This is a genomic window from Haloferax marinisediminis (genome assembly GCF_009674585.1).
Lineage (GTDB): Archaea > Halobacteriota > Halobacteria > Halobacteriales > Haloferacaceae > Haloferax > Haloferax marinisediminis.
In genome coordinates, this window is record NZ_WKJP01000001.1 from 2,344,737 (window position 1) to 2,367,327 (window position 22,591).

Sequence of the window (22,591 nt, forward strand, 5' to 3'; positions counted from 1 at the left end):
CTATCGAACAGGGAGTCAGTTGTCGCTCGAATCGTAGCCGAGGGCGGCGGCCGTGTCGAGCAGGCCACTCCCCTGTTGATTCGACGCGAGTCCGATATCCTCTGCCGTGTTCTTGAGCCGCGAGCGAGCTTCGCTGTTCGTGTAGCCGTTGGCCATCAACTGCCCGGCGGCACCGGCGACGTGCGGCGTCGCCATCGACGTGCCCGAGAAGGTGTCGTAGCCGCCGGGAACCGTGGAGTAGATGTCCGTCCCGGGCGCGATGATTTCGACCTCGGGCCCCGTCGAGGAGAACCCAGACAGCGAGTCGTCGCTCGCCGAGGAGGACACCGCCATACACTCGCTGTACGCGGCGGGGTACCCCACACAGTCCGTACACGGCCCGGAGTTGCCTGCCGCGGCGACGAGGAAGACGCCACGGTCGTCAGCGTACGTACAGGCATCTTTCACGGTCTGCGACCCTGACGAGGCACCGAGACTCATCGACCCCACGTCCCACCCTTGGTCGGCGGTGTACTCGATTCCAGCGGCGATGTCGGAGAAGCTCCCTGAACCGCGCTTGTCGAGCACTTTCACCGCGTGGAGCGTCGCTTCGGTCGAGACGCCCTTGACGCCCTGACTGTTGTCGGCGGCGTTGGCGATACCCGCACAGTGGGTACCGTGGTCGTTGTCGTCGTCCCACGATTCCGCGTATTTCCCCCTCGACTTGACGAACGCCTTGCCTGCGCCGATGTTCGCCTGCAGGTCGGGGTGGTCCGAGTCGATTCCGGTGTCGAGGATGGCGATGTCGGCCCCCGCCCCGGTGTCACCGTTCGCGTGAGCGACTTCCGAGTCCGTGCGGTCGATGCCCCAGGTGAGCTGTTGGGCGAGCGCGTGCATCGTTCCATTCACCTCGACGTAGCGCACGTCGGGGCGGTTTCGCAGCCCTGCAATCGCGTTCTCGTTGACCTGGACCGTTACCGCATCGAAGTTGAACTCCCGGACAACCTCGTTCGCCTCGGCCAGCGCCGCGCGCTTGCCGCTTGCGTCGCTGTAGCCCACGTTGACCTCGATGACCCCCGGTTTCCCTGACGCCATTCCAGCGAGGCCGGTCGTCGCGACGGCCGCGCCGGCCGCCTTCAGTACGTCACGTCGTGTCTTTCCGCCACGGTATACCATGACGAACGTGAAAGTGTGCCATACTGTCATAATTCTAATGGCAGAATGTTTAAATCAAGACTGAAAAGTAGAGCTAGTATATACTATCAATCATCGAACTAGATGCGGACTGTATCGCAAGACTCGTCGCGCTACTGGCCGAGAGCGAGGACTCTTTCTACCATCGATTCGTACCCTGATTCGTGCAGGTCGTCGGCTACGATACCGGGACGCCCGCCCTCTTTGTCAGTACGAGCGACGGCCTCGATTCGGTCGACCTCGAACCCGGAACCGAACTCGACTATCGACTCGAAAACCGCCACTGCGCCGGCACGATACACGACGACACCCACCTCTCGTGCCTCAACGAGCGTGCGCCCTACTGCGACGACCACCGGAGTACGTGGGTCTGTGCGAAGTGCACGGGGACGTGTCTCAAAGACGAGATGGACTGTTACGAAGACCACGCCGTCTATCTCGCCGCGTTCGCTCCCAACACGTTCAAAGTCGGCGTCACCCGCCTCTGGCGACTCGAAACACGCCTCCGTGAGCAGGGAGCAGACCGTGCGGCACACGTTCGGACCTTCTCTGACGGCCGCGTCGCCCGCGAGTACGAAGCAGAACTCGCACAGACGCTCGTCGACCGGGTCCGCGTGCCGACCAAGATTTCGGGCTTCGGTCGCGACGTAGACGAAACGGCGTGGAACGAACTGCTCGCCGACTTCGACCCCATCGACACGTTCGAGTTCGACTACGGATTCGACCTCACCGACGCACCGCTCGCCGAGACCATCGCGACGGGGACGGTTCGCGGCAGCAAAGGTCGCGTGCTCGTCATCGACAACGGAGGTACAACCTACGCCGTCGATATGCGGAATTTGGTCGGCTATGAACTCGAACGCGGCGGAACGGACCGAAACCTCCAGTCGAGCCTTGGCGCGTTCGGGTGAGGGCGGGCGGTTCGCACCTTCGACTGACGGCCTCTGAGAGACCGTCAGCACTTTCCGGATGGACGGCTAACCCGCGAGCATGGCTGACGACGAACCCGCAGACGAGACGCAGGCACCCGACGACGGTGAAAACGGCGAAGAAGAGAAGTCGTTCCGCGAGCGGGTCGAAGAGATTCGAAAGCGGCGTGAGAAAGAGCGCGAAGAAGGCGAGCGACCGAGTCCCGAAGAGATGATGGGCGGTGGCCCTGGTATGGGCGGCGGCCCCGGTGGCATGGGCGGCGGTAACCCCTTCGCACAGATGATGAGCGGCATGATGGGCGGCGGTCCCAGCGGCCCTGGCGGCATGGGCGGCGGTCCCGGCGCGCAGCGCGAAGCAGACCAGGAAAGCGGCAACAACGAGGCCCTCGTGCGCGAAGTCCGACAACTCCGCGACGAAGTCCGTGACGTGAACCGCGAACTGCGCCGCATCGCCGACGCACTCGAAAACCGCGACTAACGCGGCTTCCCAGTCGGTCTTTTACTGACTCCCGAGTCGGTCGTAGAGCGCCGCGAGTCTGTCGACCGAGTGTTCGACGCTCACCTCGTCGCGGCGTTCGAGACATCGCGCACTCAGTTCCTCGCGCTCTGCCAGCGCCTGCTCGATTCCACGTTTGAACCCGTCGAGGTCGCCCGACTCGTAGTGGTATCCCGTCCGGCCATCGACGACGGTGTCTTCCAGTGCCCCTTCGTTTACGCCGACGACCGGGGTCCCGCAGGCGTTGGCCTCTAACGCGACGAGGCCCTGCGTCTCGACCGGACTCGGGAAGCCGAACACGTCGAGCGACGAGTAGAACGCCGGTAGTTCCTCGCGGTCTAAGAAGCCAAGGAATCGTGCATCGACGTCGAGGCCGGCAGCGAGTTCCTCTAACTCGTCACGGGCGGGGCCGTCACCACCCAACACGAGTGTCACGTCGAGGCCCGACGCGGCACGGATGAGTTCGTCGAGATTCTTCTCGTAGCCGTGTCGTCCGGTGTACCCGACGAGTGGGCCGTCTCCGAGGTCGTATCGCTGTCGGAACCCGTCGCCGTCGGCTGGCGCAAACTGCTCGATGTCGATGCCGTTCGAGAGGACGACGATTTCGGCGTCGACACCGACTTCGCTGATGAGACGCCGCTTTGCGTCGTCGCTGGGGACGATGACTGCGTCGGCACGGTCGAAGAACCACCGTTCGTAACGTTCGGCGGTTCGTTCGACACCGCGTTCGATGGCACCGACCGAACTGAGATACTCGGCGTACTCGCTCGTCGGCGTGTGGTAGGTTGCGACGAACGGTAGGTCGCGCCGGCGTGCGAGTCGAAGGCCTGCCAAGCCGAGGCCGAACGGTGTGTGGGCGTGGACGAGGTCGGCGTCTTCGACGGCGTCTGGGATGCGCGGGACGCCGACTCGCATGCCTTCGTAGAACGGGAACGGGAGGCTCCGAACGGGGAACTCACCCGACTCGGGCGTGTACTCGTCGTCTTTCGGGAAGACGACATCCATGCGGCCGCCGCGGCGGTGCCACCGCTCGCGCCACGTCTGAATCGTGTACGTGACGCCGTTGACGGTCGGCAGGTACGTGTCGGTGAAGGCGGCGACCGACTGCATAGCGGGTGCTGTGAGGCGAATGGGATAAACTGTTGTGACTTTCCGCTGGCGTGTGAGCCTGTCGCGAAGAACGGTCGAGTGCCGGCTGTCGTCGGCTCAGTTGGCGAGCGCGCCGGAGAGCACGTCTTCGTACGTCTCGACGAGTCGGTCGCCGACGCGGTCGAGACTGTGTTCTGCGGCCGTCTGTTTCGCGTTCTCGCCGAGTCTGCGGCGGAGGTCGGCGTCTTGTCCGAGCAGTTCGAGCGCGCGACGGAACTCTTCGTCGGTCGAACACTTCAGGCAGTCGTAGCCGTGGGTGTAGAACTCTTCGAACACGGGGATATCACGGAGGACGACGGCCTTTCCACAGGCCATCGCTTCGAGGACAGCGATGCCCTGATTCTCGTTCTTCGTGGGGAAGAGGTAGACGTCGCCTGCGCCGAACGCGCCGCGGATGTCGTCTATCCAGCCGGTGAAGGTGACGTTCTCCGGTGGGTTCTCGACCCAGTATTTGACTTTCTTCGAGGCGTGCGGTCCGGTGTCGTACGGGCCGAACCACGCGAAGTCGTAGTCGGTCTGTTTGGCGACTTCACAGAACGTCGTCAGTCCCTTTCGCTCGAAGACGTTGCCCACTGCGAAGACGGTCATCCCGTCGAGGTCGTACTTCTCTCGGTACTCGTCACGGAACGCTTCGAACCCGTCGAGTGACTCGGCATCGACCCCGTTCGAGATAGGGCGAATCGGCGCGTCGACTGGGTAGGATTCGAGGACCTGCTTTGTGTACTCGGAGGGACAGAGAACCACGTCTGCTTGCGAGTAGAACCACTTGAGGTACTTCCCGAGGGCCGGTGCGATGGCGGTCGACCCACGGAAACTCTCGGCGAAGTCCTCTCGGGTGACGTGCGAGTGGAGGACGAGGGGGATATCGTTTCGCTTCGCGTGTCTCGCGACGGCGACTGACCCCGGTCCGATGAGGTTGCAGTGGGCGACGTCGTAGTCGCGGAAGACGCAGTCGCCACGCGCGACGCTGGCAGCAGCAGAGAGCGGGGAGTCGGGCCACGGGGACGTGACGACGTCTACGTCGGTCGTCGCCAGTGCCGCCCGCTGTTGGTCGGTGGAGGTCCCGATACCGCTCCGTTCGAGTTGCGAGGCGAACTCGAGATAGTTCAGTACGCGCACGCTCGCCGTTTCTTCCGGACGGGATTTGACCCTACCGGCTTCGCGGTCACTCGGTTCGCTCCGATGGTTCGGAACGCCTATGTCTCGGCCACTCTCCCGACTTACCATGAGCATCGCGGAGGAGCGAATCGACCGACTCCACCACCTGGCGCGCGAGGCGGCCTCCGACCGAGACCACGACCTAGCACGTGAGTACGTTCGCCTCGCACGTCGCGTCGCAGAGCGGAATCGCTGTGGCCTCCCGAAGGAGTTTCGGCGGTTCACCTGTGACGAGTGCGATGCGTATCTCATTCCGGGAGTCAACGCCCGCGTCCGGACGCAGTCAGGCGGCCACGTCGTCGTTCGGTGTGACTGCGGCGCGACGAAACGCTATCCGTACTGACGCCCCAAGTGCCGCTGTGCCGTGGGTGAAGCCCCCACGCAGCGCCCAAAGCCTTACTATTGAAGGGCCCTCGCACATAGTAGAGTCCACGCATGAATACGCAGGACCTCCGAAAGCAAGCTCACGACCTCGACGTGACCGTCTGGGTCGGCAAAAGTGGCATCGAGGCAGTCGTCGGCGAACTGAACGACCAACTCGGCGAACGAAACCTCGTCAAGGCGAAGTTCCTCCGCGCCTCCCTCGGCGGAACGACCATCGACGAGGCAGCAGCAGACCTCGCAGAGCGAGTGAACGCTGAACTGATAGAGACACGGGGGAAAACGGCGGTTTTCCACAGATGAACCTGTTTGCACTTCCGCTCCAGCTACAGGGTGACGGTGGTGCGATTGGTCGAATCCTCGCACAGCAGAACATCCCGTACGCGGGTACGCTCGGTGCGATTCTTGGATTCATCGTCGGCTTCGCCGTCGTCTACATCGTCGGGAAAGCCGTGTTGTCGTCCATCCTCAGCCGCGTCCTCGACCGACGCGATGCGGGCGAACACGCCAAGAAACCGCTGATGAAGATTGTGTCGCTCATCGTGGCGTTCGTCGCACTCGGCGCTGGGTTCGCGCTCGCCGGACTCGGAAACATCCTGCAGTCGCTCGCCACCATCGGTGCGGCGGCCACACTCGCGATTGGGTTCGCACTGCAGGACGTCATCGCCAACTTCGTCGCGGGTATCTTCATCTTCACCGACAAGCCGTTCCGCATCAACGACTGGATCGAGTGGGACGGGAACTCCGGTGTCGTCGAAGACATCTCCTTCCGCGTGACGCGCGTTCGGACGTTCGACAACGAGCTGCTCACCGTTCCGAACTCGCAACTCACTGACGGCGTCATCAAGAACCCCGTCGCGAAGGACAAACTCCGTCTGCAGGTGCCGTTCGGCATCGGCTACGACGACGACATCGAACTCGCCACCGACATCATCCTCGATGAAGCCGAAAAGCACGACGGCATCATGAAGGACCCCGCTCCGTCGGTTCGCCTGACGGAACTGGGTGATTCGTCGGTCACGCTCAAGTCGCGAATCTGGATTGCGGACCCCAGTCGCGCCGACTTCGTCAAGACGCGCGGCGAGTACGTGACGTCGGTGAAAGAGCGGTTCGACGAGGAAGGTATCGACATCCCGTACCCGAACCGGACGCTCAGTGGCGAACTATCCGTCGCAGGGACCGACCGCGTCGTTCAGTCGAACGACTGAGACGCCTCCGCGTCGACGTCTCGGCTATTCCATTTTTCTGGGTCGCAACCCGCTTAGAGCTCGATCCGCTCGACGAGTTGGTCTTCGGACCGCGTGTTGACAGCGACGATTCTGACGTGGTCTTCGAGGCCCGACCCGTCGAGTTTCGCCTTCAGGAGGTTGTCGACCTGGTAGACGCCTGCCGCGTTCACCATCTCGATTTCGACGAGGACAGGTCGGTCGTCGCCTTCTTTGAGCGCGACGTTGCTAATCGCCTGACTGGAGAGGGTGTTGATACCCCGCCCGCCTTTCTCGTAGGGGATACGTGACCGTCCGTGTTCCATGTCGAGGGCGTCGGCGACGCGGATGACGCCCGCTTCGAGCGTGAGTGGGTCCTCTTCTTTGTGGTGACAGAGGATGGCGTGGAGCACTTCGGCCTTGATTCGGACGCTGTCAGCGAGGTTGTAGAACTGTGGCAGGAACCGGTCGAGGATGTCTGATGCGAGTGGAATCGAGTAGTAGACGTGGTCGTCGCGGTGGACGACGTGACCGATGTCGTGTAACTGGGCCGCGAGCGCGATGATGACGGCCTCGTCCGCTTCGTCGAGGCCCTGGTCTGCAGCGCCGTTGAACTCGCACCCACCACGTTTGAGGAGGTCGTAGAGGCGGAGCGCGCGGTTGCGGACGATTTCGATGTGTTTGGGTCCGTGGTCGTTGTAGCCCTTGCGCGTCACTGCGTTCACGTTCTGCGCTTCGAGGAGCGTGGTTACTTCTTCGTCTTCGAGGAGGACCGGGAGAATCTCGTTGAGTCTCTCGTCGGGGAACGCGTGGTCCGCATCGGGGTCGTAGACTCGACCACCGTTGGTAGACTCTTCAGAATTAGCCATACCCGAGATAGTTCTCGCAGGGAGAAAAAAGGATTGGCGCTCGTGGTGGCTAGACGCGTGTGGCGTAGCGATTTACGCTGCTTCGGACGCCTCTTCGACCGTCTGGGACGCGGCCGCTTCGACGGCGGCGTAGTCGGGTTCGACGCCGGGGTCGTCGCTGACCCATTCGTAGGTGACCTCGCCGTCGGCGTCGACGACGAAGACGGCGCGCTTTGCGACGTCGTAGACACCGAGGTCCGCGAAGTCCATCTCGATGCCGTACGCGTCGATGAGGTTGCGGTTGGTGTCGCTGATGAGGTCGAAGTTGAGGTCGTTCTTCTCGGCGAACTCAGAGAGCGTAAACGGCGTGTCGATGCTGATACCGTACACCGTCGCGCCGATGTCGTCGAAGTTGGCCATCTGGTCGCGGAAGGTGCACATCTCCGTGGTGCACACGCCCGTGAAGGCCGCGGGGAAGAACGCGAGGACGACCGGTGCGTCGTCGAGGTTCTCAGAGAGCGTGAACGACTCGATGTCGCCGTCGATGTCCGTCTTCGGTGCCGTGAAGTCTGGAGCGGAGTCTCCGACAGATACCATACAACCTCAATATTGAGGTCGTCACCTTATAGTCACGGGAATTGGTACGACTGCCGGGCCACAGCACCCCGGCGACGGATGCGGGACGGATGACACGACGTGGTCGAATCGGGGGCAGTCACCGTTCTGATTCCCCCGAATTATGGCTGCAAAACGGCTGAAAAGACAATTCAGGACTGTTCAACTCGTCCGATAGTCATCTTTTGATGAAGCCGTAGAAGGCAAAAAGCCTATAATTGCCACTGGGTAACGCAGAAATAGCGATGTTCGAGACTATCACCCCCTTGTTCCCGGGACTCCCAGGCGGGCCGGAGCTGCTCATCGTCCTCCTCGTGCTCGTCCTGCTGTTCGGCGCGAACAAGATTCCGAAGCTCGCGCGGTCCACTGGGCAGGCCATGGGCGAGTTCAAGCGCGGACGTAGCGAAATCGAAGAAGAGCTTTCAGAGATGCAAGGCGACGAAGACGACGACGACGAACTGGCCACGGAGACGAAGACGTCGGCCAAGGCGGAGAACTAACCGCAGCTCCACTCTTACTTGCTTTCTCTCGGCCCACTGGGGTCGAACCACGCGATTTTTGTCGAACCAGAGAGAGTTCTCGACAGGGCGTGTGGCCTAGTGGACAGGGCGAGAGGTTCCTAACCTCTCGATCGCGGGTTCGAATCCCGTCACGCCCGTCACCTTCTGCGAGCAGCAGCGAGCAGTAGTGACGGCACAGGGATTCGAATCAGGGAGCGAACGAAGTGAGCGACTGGGGTTCGAATCCCGTCACGCCCGCTGAACGAACGAAGAGAGTGAAGCGGGCGTTCCTGACTCCCACTCGCTTCGCTCGCGGGAGTCCCACCGCGCCCGTTCTGCGACGAGACGAGCAAAGCGAGTCTTGGCACGGTTCGAATCCTGTCGCGCCCACAGTGTCCTCAAAACGACGCAGAATGAGACTCGATTAGCTGTTCCGCCAGTGGTAGACGATCGCGCCGACACCGACGGTGTTGACGACGAAGTTCGTCACCCCGCCGATAACGGGGATGGCGGCGAGGACAGTGGCGACGAACGCACCGGCGACGAGGTGGCCCCAGCGAGACGTCTCGACGTTTGCGGCTTCGAGGAGTCGCTCGCCGACGTAGATGAAGACGAGAGCACCGCCGAACAGCGAGACAAATATCATCAGAATGACGAGCGGGACTGCGACGATGATGCCGATGAGCGTGATGACGAGGAGGATAATAGCGACGATGAACGCCACGAAGATTCCGAGGCCCCAGAGGAACGACGGAATGGGTTCGTCCTCGATGGTGTCGATTACTTTCTCAGTGAAGTCAGGTGCGAGGGCAATCAGCAGTGCGCCGATGATGAGCGTCCCGACGAACGTCCCTGCGGCAGAGATGGTCGACCCAAAGAACCGAGTGAACGCACTGGGGTCTGCCCCCGGCGTAATCGGCGCTTGTTGCAGGACGGTCAGTGTGAACGGGTCCATAGAGGAAAACCTCATCGAGGCAACATAGTGGTTGGCACCGCACTGAGAGTGGTCCAGTGCAGCGATTTGGCCTCGAATCGCTCTGGCCACAGCGTCTGCCCTCCAATTCGAGTTCCGACTCCTCTCCGGTCGTGAGTCGCCTCGTATTGGACACCGTATCGCTCACGACCGCCAGAACGAGCGCCATTCAGTCTGTTAAACCAACGATTTAGGGACGTACAGTCTCAGCCAGATTACAACTCAATACTTAAAGACATATAAAAACCAGACTTAAATGATTGCTATAATGTAAAAAGTCTGGGAAAAAGACTTTTCCATTAACCCGAATATCCGAGGGACAATGGCAAGGAAAGACGCCGACGGATCCGGGCCAAAGGCGATCGAGGGTGATGCAGAGTCACCGGTGGAGGGCGATGCCGCCCCGGACCAGGCGTCAAACGCCCGTTTAGGCGAGTATACGTGGGCCGACTTCCTCGACGAGTACGGGGAAGACGGCGATGTCGAGGCCCTCTATGGCTTCGACCCGCGCACCCGCACAGACACACCGGGTAGTTCACGGTGGGGAAAAGACGAAGAACAAGAGACTCCGGCCCCAGACCGGACAGACTGGGAGAGCGTGACGCTCGACCCAGAGCGCTATCTGGACTTCCACCCGGTCGACGTGGCCGAGTTCGTCGGGAAACGGGGCGCGCACGCGTCAGACATACACGAGCAGTTCGAAGCGTTCTGCGACCCCGAGACGACGCCCGTCGTCAAAGACGAGTGGATGTGGGAGCACTACAAGCGAGAGTACTACTACGAAGACGATGGCTCCCGCCCGCGCGACAGCGACGGCGAAATCGACCGCTTCGACGCCGAAGACGCCCTCGGGTTCGACCCTGACTGTATCGAGAACGCGCTCGCCCGCGCAGGGAAGCGTGCCAAAGAACTCGACGAGGTGGTCGACACTCGAACCGTCGACGTCAACGAAGAACTCGACGAAGACGAGTTCTTCTCCAGTGCAGACGGGACGACGACGCTCGCGAACCGCTACGACCTCGAGAAGGCAGTTCCGATGGAGAAGAAGACGCACTTCCGCGAGGTCGAACGCTACTGGGTGAACAAGCCCTACGCGTTCGTCGTCATCTTCCACTCCGTCAAAGAAAACGAGAAGAAGTACTACGCAGTCGAACCGTACCTGAACCGCATCGAAGACGACTTGACGGAGTTCCTCACGAGCAAACTCCGGAACGCGATCAAATACAGCGACGAGAGCGTCGTTCAGGGTGGGAAAGACAACCGCGGGAACGTCATCGAAGCCCAGACGTACGAACTGCTGTCCCGATACGACCTCTACGACCAACCCGCGCCAGCCGCACTCACAACTGACGAGACGGACGACTCGCCGGGACTCGCAGACCGGCTCGGACTTGGTGGACTGTTCGGTGGCAGCGACGAATCCGCTGGGAAGACGAACACGGTGACGACCGATGGAGGCAGTTCCTCCTTCTTCGGTGGCGTAGCGTCACGACTCGGACTGGGAGGTGCCGCCGGAGGGCGCACGAAAGACAGCGACGACACCCCAATCGGCGGAATCGAGGGAATCGCTGCCCGACCGGAGTCTGCCGTCCTCGACGACGACGAAGCAGACCTGAACGACTACCAAGTCCAGAAGTTACAGTACTACCTCAGGCGTGACTTCATCGGCTACGAGCGCATCGACGGCATCAAACACGACATCAACGTCGAGGACATCTCGTGTGACGGGTACAACTCGCCGGTGTTCGTCTACCACTCCGACTACGAACAGATTATCTCGAACATCTACCACGGCGAGGGTGAACTCGACGACTTCGTCGTCAAACTCGCACAGCGCTCCGGGAAGGGTATCTCGAAACGTCGGCCACAGGTCGACGCGACGCTCCCCGACGGGTCACGTGCACAACTCACCCTCGGCCGCGAGGTGTCCGACCACGGGACGAACTACACCATCCGTCAGTTCAAGGACGTTCCATTCACTCCAATCGACCTCATCAACTGGTCGACATTCTCGCTGGAGGAGATGGCGTTCCTGTGGCTCTGTATCGAGAACGACAAGAGTCTCATCTTCGCCGGTGGTACTGCGTCCGGGAAGACGACGTCGTTGAACGCTGTCTCTCTCTTCATCCCGTCGAACACCAAAATCGTCTCCATCGAGGACACGCGTGAGGTGGAGCTTCCACAGCGGAACTGGATTGCGTCCGTCACTCGCCCCTCGTTCGCAGACGACGACAAAGGTGACGTCGACGAGTTCGACCTGCTCGAAGCGGCACTGCGTCAACGTCCAGACTACATCGTCATGGGTGAGATTCGTGGTGAGGAGGGTCGGACCCTCTTCCAGGTCATGTCCACGGGTCACACCACGTACACGACGTTCCACGCCGACTCTGTGGGCGAAGTCCTCAAGCGCTTCACGACGGCACCCATCAACGTCTCGAAGACGATGTTCTCCGCCCTCGACCTCGTGTCGATTCAGACGTCGACGCGGGTCGATGGCAACAAGGTGCGCCGGAACAAGTCGCTCACCGAAATCAACCACTACGACCCCGAGAACGACGAAATCAACGTTCAGGACGTCTACCAGTGGCAAGCGGAGACCGACGAGTTCCTCGAGATGGGGTCGTCGAACACGATCGAAGAGATAAAGTTCGACCGCGGGTGGGACCACGAGACACTCGAACTCGAGATTTTCAAACGAGAGGTCGTCCTCGCGTACCTCATCGACCGCGGCCTCAACACGTACACGCAGGTCGCAGCGACGTTCCAGGCGTTCATCAACGACCAGGACACCATCATCGGTCTGATGGCGACCGACGACCTCGAACGCAGTCTCGAAGACCTCCGCGAGATGGAGTCGGTCCTCATCGACATCGACCCCGAGAGTGAGGCGATGGTCCCGCGACCGGACCCACCGGAACACGTCAGAGAACTCGCCAAGGAGATTCTCCGCCGTGCCGAAGAAGAACTGTTCCCCGACTACCGTGACCGCGACGTCGGTGAAGTCGCGGAAGCACTCGGGCACATGCGGCAGGAACCGGACGTCGAAGCGACGCCCGGCGAGCGAGACGAACTCGACTCCATCGAAGAAGCGACGAGCGACCCCGCGCTCGACGAAGGGTCCGCGCGGTCTGAACTCGACTCGGGTGACGAGACGCCCGAACTCGAAGGAGACGACGGCCCATCTTCGCTGGATGGCGAAGAAGCGGCCCCGGCGCTCGAAGCAGCGATGGAGGACGCTGACGAGTCAGACGACGTGCAGTCGCGCAAAGATGCCGCGACGGACCTCTGGGAGTCACTGCTCGAAGCTGACGTCGAAGGCGAACCCAACGACTTCGGGTTCGACGAAGAGGGCGAACCGACGTTCCCGGACCCCAACGAGGACGATATCGACCTCGAAGACTTCTTCGGAGCGTTCGGCATCGAAGAGCCCGGTGATGCCGACCAGTCGTCGGACGAGGCGGAGGCGGAAGATTCCGACGATGACGAACTGTGGGGCGGTTTCAAAGCTGCAGAGACTGACACACCAGACGAGGAGAAGACGGAGTCACAGTCCGTCGAGAGCGACGAGGACGATTAGATGAGCAACATCGACTCTGAAAACTCCGCAGGGCTCGACCGCAGCACCGACACGCTCGGAGACGCGTTCTACCCGCTGTTTCAGTTGCTCTTCGACAAAGACGGCGAGTTCGTCTCGGACGTCGAAGAGAAACTTCAGCAGGCGCGGATGCCGAACACGGTCGAACTGTATCTCTCGCGGGCGCTCGCCGTGGGCGTTCTGGTCGGCATCACGCTGTGGATTCTCGGTATGGCGATTGGATACAGTGTCTTCGCACTCGGACTCGTCTCTTCGGAGTCGATAAGTCTCGGTATCCCCGTCGCAAGCGAATCCACTGCGGAACTGCTCCGGTCGCTCGTGATGCCAGCCGCTGTCGTCGTCTCCGGCATCGTCTTCGGGTCGATTGGATTCGCACTCGGATTTGGGACGCTCGTCGGGACGCCGTACTCGAAGGCGTCCGCCCGGAAACGGGAGATAAACATGCTCCTCTCTGACTCTATCTCGTTCATGTACGCCCTGTCCGTCGGGGGGCTGAACCAACTGGAGATTCTGGAAGCGATGGCACGCGCCGACGACACCTACGGCGAAGTCTCACGGGAGTTCCAGAGCATCGTCCAGGAGACGGAATACTTCGGAACCGACTACCGAAACGCTATCCGTCAGCAGGCGATTCTCACACCCTCTGCCGAACTCTCGCAGTTCCTCACGGACATGCTCTCCATCGTCAACTCCGGTGGTGACATGGAAGGGTTCCTGAAGGACAAGAAGGACAAGCACCTCCGGACGGCCAAACAACAGCAAGAACAGACGCTGGACACGATGGAACTGTTCGGCGAGATGTACATGACGCTCTCGCTGTTCCCGCTGTTGCTCATCATCATCCTCGTCATCATGAGCATGCTCGGACAAGCACAGCAGGAACTCCTCTACGCGACCATCTACGGTCTCATCCCGTTGGTCGGTGTCGGGTTCCTCGTCCTCATCTCGACCGTCAAGCAAGACGAGATTGGTGACGGCTACCTCTCACCATCGAACGGCAGTCAGCGCCTGCAGGGACAACAACAAGAGGGCCTCATCCACATGGGGCTCATCGAGTCGTACGTCGGTGAGTTCAGCCTGTTCTCGCGCATCAAAGACCGCGAAGGGACGTACAAAACGCAGGAGTTACTGCGACAACCGCACATCTTTTTCAAACAACATCCGCTGTACACGCTCGCTCTCTCCGTTCCCGCGTCGATCGTCGTCCTCGCGGTCGCGGTCATCGGTGGCTCTGCACCCACGTCGTGGGACGGAATGATCTCTCAGCCAATCTGGGGCACGGTCATCTGGTTCTACGTCCCCGTCTACTTCGTCACCATCCCGCTCGCAGTCTTCCACGAGTGGAACGTCCACTCTCGGTCCGCCATCACCGGGAAACTCTCGGACAACCTTCGGAAACTGTCGAGTGCGAACGACACCGGGCAGACGCTCCTCGAATCGTTCAGAACCGTCGCAGACACCTCCTCGGGGAAACTCGCCGACGAGTTCGAGATAATGTACGCGAAGGTCAACTACGGGATGAGCCTCAGAGAGGCGCTCGTCGAGTTCAACAACACGTATCACATTCCACGCCTCGCCCGAACGGTGAAGCTCATCACGAAGGCACAGGAGGCGTCGAGTCAGATTACGGAGGTCCTGACGACGGCAGCGCAGTCCTCTGAGAACCAAGACGACATCGAACGAGAGCGCATCGCGCGGACTCGGATGCAGGTCGCGATTATCCTCATGACGTACGTGACGCTCCTCGCCGTCATGGCGATCCTGAAGACTCAGTTCCTCGACGTGATGGCCGGTCTCTCTTCGCAGGCGTCGGGGTCCGGTGGCGGCGTCTCCGGTGGCCCAAGCTTCGGCGGCGCCCTCGACCCGGACCTGATGTCGCTTCTGTTCTTCCACGGCGTCACCCTGCAGGCGGTGCTGTCTGGATTCATCAGTGGCTACATCCGTAACGCCGACCTCCTCGCGGGGGTCAAGTTCGTCGTCATCCTGCAGTCGCTCGCACTCGCGGTGTGGATGGTGGTTGGCTGATGCCACGTCGCGAGCGAACGTCGAACGACGGGCGCAGTCGAGCACAGACGACTATCGACTACGCCGTCGGTGTCGGTATCTTCCTGCTCGCAATCGCGTGGGTCGTCGGAACGGTCCCGCAAATCGTCCAGCCATTCGACGATGCACAGGACCAACCACTCGTCGCGAACCGTGCTGCAGACCGCCTCGCAGGCGGCGCGCTCTCACCCCCGGGAGAACAGACTGTCCTCGACTCAGAGTGCACCGTCGCCTTCTTCGAGAACTCCACACCACCCGCAGACTGCCAGTATGGCCCTCCTGGCCCGGTCGAAGACGTCGTGGGTGTCGATGATACGTACGACATGAACGTCACGCTCTTGCGAGACGGGTCGGTCGCGTCGCTCGATGGGGTGGCCGCGACGCGCGGCGAGCCAGTGCCGAACTCCGGACAGGTCGTCGCCGCCCGTCGCTCGGTGCTCGTCGACGGGAAGCTCCACCAACTGCTGGTGAGGGTCTGGTAACGATGGACCGTGGACAAGCACACGCGCTCGAGGCCTTCGTCGCCGCGACGGTCCTCCTCGCGAGTGTCACGTTTGCACTTCAGGTGACGGCCGTCACGCCGCTGACGGCGAGTACGTCGAGTCAGCATATCGAAAACCAGCAAGCGTCTGTCGCACAGGGCTTGCTCGATGCGGCCGCCGAGAACGGGTCGCTCAAGCGGACAGTCCTCCTCAAGAACATCAGTGTCACAGAAGGTGACAACTACATCTCCGGCGGACCACCGACCGTGTTCGGCCAGATGCTCAACGACACGTTCCGAGACCGAGGTATCGCGTTCAATGTGAACGTGTACTCGGTTCAGTCGAACCAGCAAGGGAAAGCCCTGAACCGAATCGGTCTCGTCCACATGGGCCAGCCGAGTGACCACGCAGCGTCCGCCTCTCGTCTGGTCACGCTCATGGACACCGACGTGCTCCACAAAGTGGACAGCGGGGAGGCGGTTCCGACGACGACCACGCTCGACGAGGCGTCGTCGTTCTACGTCGACGAGCGACAAGACGGAGACCCGGTGTGGTCTGTCCTAAAAATCGAGGTGGTCGTATGGCGGATGTGAGCCTTCCCTCACGGTTCGCTGACGAGGAGAGAGGGCAACTCTTCCTCATCACGGCGCTCGCAATCGCCGTCCTTCTCGTCGGTCTCGCGTTGATTCTCAACACGGCAATCTACACCGAGAACATCGCCACACGGACGACCGACACCCAACTGGACGATGCGACGAGTTCACAGCGCGCGGCAGTCGAAGCAAGCGGCGAGATATTGGACGCAGAGAACCGGAATGGAGGCGATGCGTCTACCATCGAAACTCAATTCGACGCCTCGATGTCGAACTGGAGTGAGTCGTCAGCGACGTTGGAAGCGAGTAACGGGTTCACAACGAGCGTCTCGCACACCGGAACATCTACCGAAGGGCTCCGAATCCATCAGGACGACCCAGCGCGGAACTTCACCAACGACGAAGACTTCGATGATTGGGAGCCAGTCCACAATGGACGTGTTCGCGGCATTTGGTTCAACATTTCCCGAGACAATCTCTCGACGGAAGAGTCCGACGCGTTCTACATGGAACTCGACGACGACGACGATACGCCGGGTGACAAGGCCACCGTCTCGATGCACACCGACGGGACGAACGTCATCGTCACCGTCGAAAACGACACTGTGACTCGTTCCTGTTCGGTCGAACCGACGAACGGCGACTCGCTCACCATCGATATCGGCAGCAGGACCGTCGGAACGAAGTACTGTTCCGCACTCGAACTCGCCCACGAGGAGGTCGAGGGCGACGTTCACCTCCGGTTCAAGAACGCCGACGAGGTGACTGGAACGTACGAACTGTATGCAACCGACGATGGCGGTGTCCTCAGTGACCTGTACGACGCTGTGAACTTCGCCACAGCCGGAAGCGGGAATTGGCCTGTCCAAGAACCGGCGCTCTACGACGTGAACGTAACGTTCACCTTCCAGTCCAGTGGCACGACTGTCGAGAAAGAGATTCGAATCGCACCGGGTGAACTCTAATGAATTCGCGCGCAGTCTCCACCACACTTGGCTTCGTACTGACCCTCTCTATCACCACCATCCTCATCTCGGGAATCATGGTGGCCGCGGGAGGCTTCGTCGCAGCAGAACACGAGCGTGTGACGGAGACCGAACTCGAAGTCGTCGGACAGCGACTCGCGGCGAACATCGAAGCTGCAGACCGCGTGGTTGCATCGTCCGGCGACGAAACAGTCAGCAACGTCGAGACTCGACTGGAGCTTCCCAATCGAGTCGCTGGCACGACCTACCGAATCAGTGTCGACAACTCGTCGAACCAACTCGTCTTGCAGTCGGTCGACCCCGAGGTGACAGTTCGAATCCCTGTCGAAACTGAGACCGAACTCAAAAACGGGTCCGTCGACGCCGGTGACGTCGCCGTCACATACGATGGAAAACTGGAGGTGACCAATGGTTGACCGCCGTGCCGTGAGCGACACACTCGGCTTCATCTTCGTGTTCTCACTCGTTCTCTCGACGGTTGGTGTCGTCACAGCAGTCGGGATGGACGGCCTGCAAGACACCCGTAACGTCGAACGCATCAACAACGCCGAGCGCGCCTTCGACATCCTCGACGACAACATGGAAGACATCGCGGTTCGCGGTGCACCGAGTCGAGCGACTGAAATCAAACTGGCCGACTCGGCAATCTCGTTCGACGACTCCGTACAGATGACCGTCGAATGGGAGAACGGGGGGACAGTAGACAACGCGACGATACGTACACAACCCCTCGTCTACACCTCGGACACCTCGGACGAGCGCCTCGTGTACGCCTTCGGAACGGTGTTCAGGGGCACCGACGAGGCGATGACCGTCGTTCGTCATCCTGCATTCGTCCTCTCGGAGGACGCCATCGTGGTCTCGGCGACTTCGGCCAGAAAGTCGAGGTCTAGTGTTAGTTCGGTCGGCGGGTCGGGAACGTATCTCGTCCGCGCAGAAGTCGCCGACACTGGAGCGAAGTACCGCGGAATCGCGTCTCGAAGTGGCGGCCCATACAATGTGACAGTCAACGTCACCTCGCCTCGCCCACAACTCTGGAAGACCGAACTCCAGTCCTACGAGGATGTGACGTGCCCGTTCGTCAACGATACGATGGTGTCGTGTGAACTCACGAACGTCAATTCTGTCCGTGTCGTGGAAAAACAGGTAGACGTCTCGTTGGTCGACTGACGACGTTACCGAACGCGAACGCGGACGCGATTTTCTGTGATGTGGAGGAAGGTGATGTACCGGCCACCGTCCGCCTGTTCGTAGTCGAGATTCCCCGTCGATGCTTGTTCGTTGACGCGCTCACTACCGCCAGGTCCGTCGGTGACGGTGAGTTTGAAGCTCGGAGACATCAGCGCCATGTAGTGGTTGGTGAGGTTGTAGAGCGTCTCCTCGTCACCGCGGTTGTACGTCGTGTTGGGGTACGACTCGTGCTGGTCGAACGTCACCGACGGCTGAGTCGTGCCATCACCGATGTCGTCGCCGAAGTACCACTTGTTCTTGTTCCCCGTCTTGGTGATGTTGCCGTATTCGAGCTTCGTCGCGTTGCTCGTCAAGTTCAGCGTGATCGTCGCAGGGTCGGTTCCACAGTCGACCTGGATGGGTGAATCCGGGTCCGTGGGGTCGATGCCAGATTTCTGCCATCCCTCGTAGACGCCCGACTCGTTCGAGTAGTAGATGCTGATGTCGATGTCGTCGTCGAACCCGCTCGTGCACTGGCTCTCCGAGTACACGTGGAACTCTACGTCCTGTTTCGGACCGTCGTGGTACATCGACCAGTGCATGTTCTGGAAGTTGCCGTCGGCCGTCAGGTTCAGTGTGTACGACGACACGTTGTGGTCGGGCGACATTCCTCGAACCTCGACCGAACTCCCTTCGTTCGGCATTCTGAAGGCGCCGACGACGCCTCCGATCGCCTCCAACTCCACGCTGACCGACTGCTCCGTGTGGTTGAGCGACATGTCTCCCTCCGTGCGGTCTTCGAAGAACTGCGCCCAGCCACGGTAGTGAGGACTGTAAATCGTTACTTCGACGGTCCCGTTTTCGACTGGGTTGTCGTATGTCCCGCCGGTGAGACTGTAGGTCGAACTCTCGTTCGGGTAGACGCGACGAGCCTGTTCTTCTTCGATGATATCGACGGTGGGGCTGGTTCCCGAACTCCCTTCACCGGTCACCTGAATCACTGGCAGTGTGAGCGTCTTGTCTCGGTAGTGGAACTCCGGTGGCGACACCATCGACGTGCCGTTGTCTTGTGTCCGCCAGACTCCGCCGCCTTCGTAGGCAATCGTCACGTCACCGGTCCGGTATTCGACGCTTCCGAGGGTCTCGTTGTACAGTTCTTGCGAGCTTCCGTTCCCGTCGTAATCCTTGTGCGTGACGACGACACGAGTCGTGTCGTCTCGGACGGTGTACTGCCCACTCTGTGACCCGCTGAGTTCGACCGACTGCGACTGAGAGTCACCGAGTGCGGTGATTGCCACTTTCGAGTCGAACAACGTCATCGAGTGTTCTGCTCGTGCGGCGTTAGAGGCTTGTTTCGTGTCGTCGAGTGCGGCCCCACCGAGCGTCACGATGCTCGTCACGCCGAGGACGGTAATCCCGAGGAGAAGTACGACAGCAAGTGGAGATGCTTGTCCCGACCGGTCACGGACGACGCGATAGAGCCAGGGGACGCGAGGGCGGCCGCTCATTACGTAGTCTCACAACGTCCGGCACCAAAACCTCATTGGCTACGTGACAGTCTGCTATCTAGATGTGTCGGAAATGTCGACAATCGTTCTTACTCCACAAACAACGTCGAATCCGTGGACAGAGAGTCCTTCACCAGCAGTATCGAGCGAAGTTGATGGGCTTGTCACACTCACCAGAAGTCCAGAGAGATATTGTGAGGACCCGCCGGGACTGAGCAAACCGTAGGTTTGCGAAGGTCGTAAACGTAGTTCACGGGATTTGAACCCGGAGAAAGACGTGCTCGCTCGTTCCTCGCTGTGCGCGACTTTCAGGGCTTCAAATCCACGCGCTCGCAACAGCGAGCGCTCGGCTCGTCAATTTCTTCACTTCGTTCAGAAATGGACTCGCCGGGATTTGAACCCGGGGCCTCTCCCATGCCAAGGGAGTGATCTACCCCTGATCTACGAGCCCTCGAACGCATTCTTCCATTCCTCGGTCGAATAAATAAGGGCTTCGAATCGTCGGACTGCTACGGGTCCGAGGCGTGGCACCGTCGTCCAAACCCACTGGTCGAATCACTCTTCGTCGCCCGACCGATTCGGGTCTGCGAAGACGACGAGCGTCCCGCCATCTGTCACCCTGCGCTCGACGTCGCCTGTCGCAACGAGACCGTCGAGGACGCGTCCTGCACGCGCCGGCGACCAGTCGAGTTCCTCCTCCAGTACGTCTTCGAATATCCGACCGTTGTTCTTGTGTAGCAGCGAGATAACACGCTCAGAATCCGACTGAGACGGTTCGGTGGCAGCAGTGGTCGTCGAAGCAGTTTCCGTCTTCGACTCGGACTTGTTTCGTCCGCGGAGGATGCCTGCGGCGACGAAGCCGACGGCAAAGACAGCAAGCGCCCCTAGCAACAGGAGCGTCTGGTTGTTCGATTCGCCATCGCCTGCACCACCGTCGCCGCCTTCACCACCACCGGGGGCGTCTGTCGCTGGCGGCGCTTCCGTTGGTGCGTCCGTTTCAGGAGGCGCTTCAGTCGGTTGCTCCGTCGGTTCAGGCGTCTCTTCGACTGGGGGTTCAGTCACCTGCTCGTCAGTGGTTCCATTGGCTCCGTCTCCCGGATCGGTTCCAACACCAGCACATCCTGCAGTCACCACCACGAGCGCGAGCGCGATGGCCATCAAGACGAGGCGCATGCGTCGTTGGCCCTCTTTTCGAACCAGCATAGCAGTATCTATACGTCAACTAACACGATAGCTATTGTCCGTGGAGACGTTCCTCTGCGTTGGTCTGTACTGGTGCCAAGAACACCCGGCTACGAGTCGAATCGGTGCGTATCGAGGCAAACCGGGACAGCGTGAGCCTCGGTACGTTCTCTCGATGTGACCCGTCAGAAAGATTGATTATTTGACAACTACTTTCCCCGTTGGCGTCGTTGTCTCCAGCATGGTTCGAGCACGAGACGAACTGATGAAAGCGAGCGAGAGCATGAAGCGGGCCCTCGACGAAGCACAGGAAGACGTGAGCAAGGGCGTCGGCGACGCGTCCGACCGAGTCTCTCGCCTCGTCGAAGACGCGAAAGAAGACACGAAGGAGGCGACGGAGCATCTGCACACAGATATCGACCGCCTGATTTCGGACCTCGACAGCCTCATCGACGAGACCACAGACGAGACGCGAAAGTACCTCGAAGAGACACGGAACCGTCTCTACAACGCCCGTGATGCGCTGGCCGGGAAGTCCACAGACCCAACTGGCGGAGAGGAAGCAGAAACCTGAGCGACATCCCCTGTCGTCCAACTATTTTGACCTGACTCGACGGTTGCTGTGATAGTCTGGGACCTCAGCGGGTAGCGACAATTATGCTTCTCACTGACGTCTCTCTTGCATGAGTCTCCCCGAGACGCCGCCAGACCCTCCGTCTGTCTACGACGGCCACGACGTCGACGAGTATCACACCGACGCAGAACGGAGAGCAGAGATACAGACCTTCTTCGAACTGGAGAATGCGTGGGGAGAGGCCTACGAACAGTGGTTGGAAGAGACGCTTCTGACGGAGCAAGAGTACGAGACTGCCCTCGAGTTAGGACTGTTCGATAAACTCGACTTCTACTGGGACACCGGTGCTGGAAACGTCGAATACGAGATTCCACCCATCGTCGACGGAGGGTACGACCTCCCATTGGACACCGCGTCGGATATCGAAGAAGAACTCGACGAGTTCGCGCAAATCGTCGCCGACACACTGACTGAGTACTACCTCGACTGGGGGCCAACTGACGACCCCGATTCGGAATACCACCAGCTCTTCGGCGACCAGTACAACGCGGCCGACGACGTGCTGACTGACGACCAAGAAGGAAGAGAAAACGCCTGAGCCGAGTTCGTTCGTCGAAGCTACGAAGTTGATGCACTGTCGCTGTGTCTCGTTCGGTACTCGTCGGGAACGCAGTCGGGTCGAGCGGCGAACCGATTCTGTTTTTCATCGGTGCGAAAACTGGTGTGTTATGCCAAGTGATGACGACGATGCACCACTCGTTCCCATCGTGTGTGAGGAGTGCGAAACCACGTCGCGAATCCCACTCTCAGAGGTCCCAGACAAGATTCGAAAGCACAACGACCAGTTACACGACGGTGAGGATATCGCGCAGGTCGACCCAGAAATCGTCCGCCACGTGACCGACCTCGCGGCCGAAGACATCGTCGTCTCCGACGACGGCACGTAACCGTCGGCTTGTATACTGCGTTCGTTAGCTCCTGTCTGGCGACCCTACGAACGAGACGGCGATGGATGAAGCGTATCGGATATC

Annotated in this window: 24 protein-coding genes and 2 tRNA genes; 17 read left to right on the forward strand and 9 right to left on the reverse strand. The window is 60.5% G+C overall.

Features of this window, described 5'->3' with window-relative positions:
• Nucleotides 1-15: 15 nt before the first annotated feature.
• Nucleotides 16-1,155 carry a S8 family peptidase gene (locus GJR98_RS12175; protein ID WP_151138839.1) on the reverse strand — a complete coding sequence of 380 codons (1,140 nt, stop codon included), beginning with the start codon at nucleotides 1,153-1,155 and terminating at the stop codon, nucleotides 16-18.
• 182 nt (nucleotides 1,156-1,337) lie between these two features.
• Between GJR98_RS12175 and GJR98_RS12180 the strand changes: the two genes are divergently transcribed.
• Both GJR98_RS12180 and GJR98_RS12185 read left to right on the forward strand, forming a co-directional pair.
• Nucleotides 1,338-2,084, forward strand: coding sequence for a DUF2797 domain-containing protein (locus GJR98_RS12180; protein WP_151138841.1), 747 nt, complete (start codon nucleotides 1,338-1,340; stop codon nucleotides 2,082-2,084).
• Nucleotides 2,085-2,163: 79 nt separating this feature from the next.
• Nucleotides 2,164-2,580, forward strand: coding sequence for a hypothetical protein (locus GJR98_RS12185; RefSeq protein WP_151138844.1), 417 nt, complete (start codon nucleotides 2,164-2,166; stop codon nucleotides 2,578-2,580).
• Between the two features lie 21 nt (nucleotides 2,581-2,601).
• Here GJR98_RS12185 and GJR98_RS12190 read toward each other — a convergent pair whose 3' ends face one another.
• Nucleotides 2,602-3,708: a glycosyltransferase family 4 protein gene (locus GJR98_RS12190; protein WP_151138846.1), complete on the reverse strand. Its 1,107-nt coding sequence runs from the start codon at nucleotides 3,706-3,708 to the stop codon at nucleotides 2,602-2,604.
• 96 nt (nucleotides 3,709-3,804) lie between these two features.
• A complete protein-coding gene (locus GJR98_RS12195; RefSeq protein ID WP_151138848.1) occupies nucleotides 3,805-4,866 on the reverse strand; it encodes a glycosyltransferase family 4 protein in 1,062 nt (353 codons plus the stop codon).
• 106 nt (nucleotides 4,867-4,972) lie between these two features.
• Here GJR98_RS12195 and GJR98_RS12200 point away from each other — a divergent pair, with 106 nt between their 5' ends.
• From GJR98_RS12200 to GJR98_RS12210, 3 genes are all read left to right on the forward strand, one after another.
• Nucleotides 4,973-5,248, forward strand: a complete 276-nt coding sequence (locus GJR98_RS12200) for a ribonuclease P protein component 4 (protein ID WP_151138850.1) — start codon at nucleotides 4,973-4,975, stop codon at nucleotides 5,246-5,248.
• Between the two features lie 92 nt (nucleotides 5,249-5,340).
• On the forward strand, nucleotides 5,341-5,589 hold the full coding sequence (locus GJR98_RS12205; RefSeq protein WP_151138853.1) for a YhbY family RNA-binding protein: 249 nt from the start codon (nucleotides 5,341-5,343) through the stop codon (nucleotides 5,587-5,589).
• Nucleotides 5,586-6,494 carry a mechanosensitive ion channel family protein gene (locus GJR98_RS12210; RefSeq protein WP_151138855.1) on the forward strand — a complete coding sequence of 303 codons (909 nt, stop codon included), beginning with the start codon at nucleotides 5,586-5,588 and terminating at the stop codon, nucleotides 6,492-6,494. The genes GJR98_RS12205 and GJR98_RS12210 overlap by 4 nt, the downstream gene beginning before the upstream one ends.
• Nucleotides 6,495-6,547: 53 nt before the next feature.
• On the opposite strand, the gene GJR98_RS12215 is transcribed toward GJR98_RS12210, so the two are convergent.
• On the reverse strand, nucleotides 6,548-7,360 hold the full coding sequence (locus GJR98_RS12215) for an HD domain-containing protein (protein ID WP_151138857.1): 813 nt from the start codon (nucleotides 7,358-7,360) through the stop codon (nucleotides 6,548-6,550).
• Nucleotides 7,361-7,432: 72 nt separating this feature from the next.
• The gene (locus GJR98_RS12220) at nucleotides 7,433-7,936 is read right to left on the reverse strand and encodes a redoxin domain-containing protein (RefSeq protein ID WP_151138859.1); all 504 of its coding nucleotides are present in this window, start codon (nucleotides 7,934-7,936) and stop codon (nucleotides 7,433-7,435) included.
• Between the two features lie 263 nt (nucleotides 7,937-8,199).
• Here GJR98_RS12220 and GJR98_RS12225 point away from each other — a divergent pair, with 263 nt between their 5' ends.
• The gene (locus tag GJR98_RS12225) at nucleotides 8,200-8,454 is read left to right on the forward strand and encodes a Sec-independent protein translocase subunit TatA/TatB (protein ID WP_151138861.1); all 255 of its coding nucleotides are present in this window, start codon (nucleotides 8,200-8,202) and stop codon (nucleotides 8,452-8,454) included.
• 85 nt (nucleotides 8,455-8,539) lie between these two features.
• Nucleotides 8,540-8,612 (forward strand) — tRNA-Arg (locus GJR98_RS12230).
• A gap of 266 nt (nucleotides 8,613-8,878) precedes the next feature.
• Here the strand turns inward: GJR98_RS12230 and GJR98_RS12235 are convergent.
• Nucleotides 8,879-9,409: a hypothetical protein gene (locus GJR98_RS12235; protein ID WP_151138863.1), complete on the reverse strand. Its 531-nt coding sequence runs from the start codon at nucleotides 9,407-9,409 to the stop codon at nucleotides 8,879-8,881.
• A 340-nt stretch (nucleotides 9,410-9,749) separates the two neighbouring features.
• On the opposite strand from GJR98_RS12235, the gene GJR98_RS12240 reads away from it, so the two are divergent.
• The 7 genes from GJR98_RS12240 to GJR98_RS12270 are packed head-to-tail and all read left to right on the forward strand — an operon-like array spanning nucleotide 9,750 to nucleotide 18,296.
• The gene (locus tag GJR98_RS12240) at nucleotides 9,750-13,004 is read left to right on the forward strand and encodes a type II/IV secretion system ATPase subunit (RefSeq protein WP_151138865.1); all 3,255 of its coding nucleotides are present in this window, start codon (nucleotides 9,750-9,752) and stop codon (nucleotides 13,002-13,004) included.
• Nucleotides 13,005-15,047 (forward strand): type II secretion system F family protein, encoded by a 2,043-nt coding sequence (locus GJR98_RS12245; RefSeq protein WP_151138867.1) that lies wholly within the window; start codon nucleotides 13,005-13,007, stop codon nucleotides 15,045-15,047.
• Nucleotides 15,047-15,547: a DUF7287 family protein gene (locus GJR98_RS12250; RefSeq protein ID WP_151138869.1), complete on the forward strand. Its 501-nt coding sequence runs from the start codon at nucleotides 15,047-15,049 to the stop codon at nucleotides 15,545-15,547. The genes GJR98_RS12245 and GJR98_RS12250 overlap by 1 nt, the downstream gene beginning before the upstream one ends.
• Entirely contained in the window at nucleotides 15,541-16,140 is a 600-nt protein-coding gene (locus GJR98_RS12255) for a DUF7288 family protein (RefSeq protein WP_151138871.1), read from the forward strand. Before GJR98_RS12250 ends, GJR98_RS12255 begins: the two co-directional genes overlap by 7 nt.
• Nucleotides 16,128-17,105: a DUF7261 family protein gene (locus GJR98_RS12260; RefSeq protein WP_151138873.1), complete on the forward strand. Its 978-nt coding sequence runs from the start codon at nucleotides 16,128-16,130 to the stop codon at nucleotides 17,103-17,105. The genes GJR98_RS12255 and GJR98_RS12260 overlap by 13 nt, the downstream gene beginning before the upstream one ends.
• Complete coding sequence (locus GJR98_RS12265) at nucleotides 17,105-17,542, forward strand: DUF7266 family protein (protein ID WP_151138875.1); 438 nt, start codon at nucleotides 17,105-17,107, stop codon at nucleotides 17,540-17,542. Before GJR98_RS12260 ends, GJR98_RS12265 begins: the two co-directional genes overlap by 1 nt.
• Nucleotides 17,535-18,296, forward strand: a complete 762-nt coding sequence (locus GJR98_RS12270; RefSeq protein WP_151138877.1) for a DUF7289 family protein — start codon at nucleotides 17,535-17,537, stop codon at nucleotides 18,294-18,296. Before GJR98_RS12265 ends, GJR98_RS12270 begins: the two co-directional genes overlap by 8 nt.
• Before the next feature lie 5 nt (nucleotides 18,297-18,301).
• Here GJR98_RS12270 and GJR98_RS12275 read toward each other — a convergent pair whose 3' ends face one another.
• The 3 genes from GJR98_RS12275 to GJR98_RS12285 all read right to left on the reverse strand — a co-directional run bounded on the left by GJR98_RS12275 (nucleotide 18,302) and on the right by GJR98_RS12285 (nucleotide 21,007).
• Nucleotides 18,302-19,804 carry a DUF7289 family protein gene (locus GJR98_RS12275; protein WP_151138879.1) on the reverse strand — a complete coding sequence of 501 codons (1,503 nt, stop codon included), beginning with the start codon at nucleotides 19,802-19,804 and terminating at the stop codon, nucleotides 18,302-18,304.
• 379 nt (nucleotides 19,805-20,183) lie between these two features.
• Nucleotides 20,184-20,255, reverse strand: a tRNA-Ala gene (locus tag GJR98_RS12280).
• Between the two features lie 104 nt (nucleotides 20,256-20,359).
• Nucleotides 20,360-21,007, reverse strand: a complete 648-nt coding sequence (locus GJR98_RS12285) for a helix-turn-helix transcriptional regulator (RefSeq protein WP_151138881.1) — start codon at nucleotides 21,005-21,007, stop codon at nucleotides 20,360-20,362.
• 220 nt (nucleotides 21,008-21,227) lie between these two features.
• On the opposite strand from GJR98_RS12285, the gene GJR98_RS12290 reads away from it, so the two are divergent.
• The 3 genes from GJR98_RS12290 (at nucleotide 21,228) to GJR98_RS12300 (ending at nucleotide 22,507) form a co-directional block, all read left to right on the forward strand.
• On the forward strand, nucleotides 21,228-21,560 hold the full coding sequence (locus GJR98_RS12290) for a DUF7553 family protein (RefSeq protein WP_151138883.1): 333 nt from the start codon (nucleotides 21,228-21,230) through the stop codon (nucleotides 21,558-21,560).
• A 109-nt stretch (nucleotides 21,561-21,669) separates the two neighbouring features.
• Nucleotides 21,670-22,158 (forward strand): hypothetical protein, encoded by a 489-nt coding sequence (locus GJR98_RS12295; RefSeq protein WP_151138885.1) that lies wholly within the window; start codon nucleotides 21,670-21,672, stop codon nucleotides 22,156-22,158.
• Between the two features lie 130 nt (nucleotides 22,159-22,288).
• Complete coding sequence (locus GJR98_RS12300) at nucleotides 22,289-22,507, forward strand: hypothetical protein (protein WP_151138887.1); 219 nt, start codon at nucleotides 22,289-22,291, stop codon at nucleotides 22,505-22,507.
• Nucleotides 22,508-22,591: the final 84 nt, after the last annotated feature.